At 58.7% G+C, this 1,198-nt stretch carries 2 protein-coding genes; both read left to right on the top strand.

Annotated features, from left to right (window positions below; translation table 11 throughout):
• Positions 1 to 842 (top strand): hypothetical protein (locus AB4043_RS26145; RefSeq protein ID WP_442308605.1); only part of this gene is annotated, 842 nt, incomplete at its 5' end.
• A gap of 157 nt (positions 843 to 999) precedes the next feature.
• Positions 1,000 to 1,198, top strand: a 199-nt coding sequence (locus AB4043_RS26140; protein ID WP_442308604.1) for a hypothetical protein, incomplete at its 3' end; no start/stop codon positions are given.

The following is a 1,198-nucleotide window of genomic DNA, read 5'->3' as shown; positions in this document are numbered from 1 at the left end:
GCGCGGGAATGCAGGCCGCTCTTTTCAGCGGCAGCCATTATTCGCCAAAGCCGTTGGGAGCCCAGTTTGTGGTTCCCGCCGCCGGCGCCGTCTTTTCGCTCTGGATCTGGCGCCGCTTCGGGCTCTCGTATGCATTTCTCGCCGCAATGATCTTCGCCCTCTTTGTGCCAGGCTACTGGACCTCGTCTCACTCAGCGCAGCACGTGATCGTCGCCGGGTTCTATGCAGCCGGGCTGATAGGTATAACGGCAATACGCTCCCGTCACCGCTACGATTACCTCGAGGATGCTTATTCGCTCGTGGAAGCGTTCCTCTGGCTCGGCATCTACCTGGCCATCAACCTCAAGCTTTCGTCGTTGAACCTGTCCGCGCATTGGTGGGGCGGCAGCACACGGGCTGCCGCTGAATTCGCGAGGCCTTTCTACTGGACCACGTGGGTGCTGATCTGGTGCCTGCCGCCCGTCGTACTCGCGCGCGGCGTTCGCCATAAGGACCGCTTCGTCATCGCGGTGGGTGCGATTGCTGCCATCCTGACCTTCGTCTCCAATAAACCTTATCTCGGCTGGCAGAGGCATACTTGGGACCCGATGCTTCTGGGCATATTGTTGAGCGGTGTCGCGTTGTTCCTTCGACGCTGGCTTGCCAGTGGCCCGGGCGGAATTCGCCACGGCTTTACCGCCGCGCGCCTATCGGGAAAGGACAAACACTGGATGAACGCAGGCTCCGCCGTATTGGGCCTGGTATCCCCCCACTCAATAACGCCAAGCCCGCAAACAAGCAGTCCAGAGTTCCGGTTCGGTGGAGGAGCTTCGGGAGGCGGAGGCGCCGGGGGCGATTTTTAAAGTCGACTCAACTGCCGATTTCCCCGGGTGACGGGCAATCCGGAAGTTGAGGGTCAGTTGGCGAGGACAGGGCAATGCACTCATCGAACTATTCAGATCGATTACGATTTCGGCAAGTAACCGGGGAACCGGCATCTCGGATAACTGTGGGTTTCCTATGAAGACCAAGGAAGTAATCGAATCGTCCCGCAAATTAGCAAAACGCTTTCGAGTCATGAACGGCAAGAATTTCAAACTCAGCAAGTACGACCCTGGCGAAACTCTGGGCTTCGGCTCCGAAGACAAGCCGCTTGCCAAGGAGGCCCTGGAGAACGGAATTCAGGCCTTAGCGGAGTTGCAGGACATGCTCTATGCCC

The sequence above is a fragment of the Terriglobus sp. YAF25 genome (genome assembly GCF_052113305.1).
Classification (GTDB): domain Bacteria; phylum Acidobacteriota; class Terriglobia; order Terriglobales; family Acidobacteriaceae; genus Terriglobus.
The sequence above is the reverse complement of the archived record's forward strand: the minus strand, read 5'-3'. Positions and strand labels throughout refer to the sequence as shown.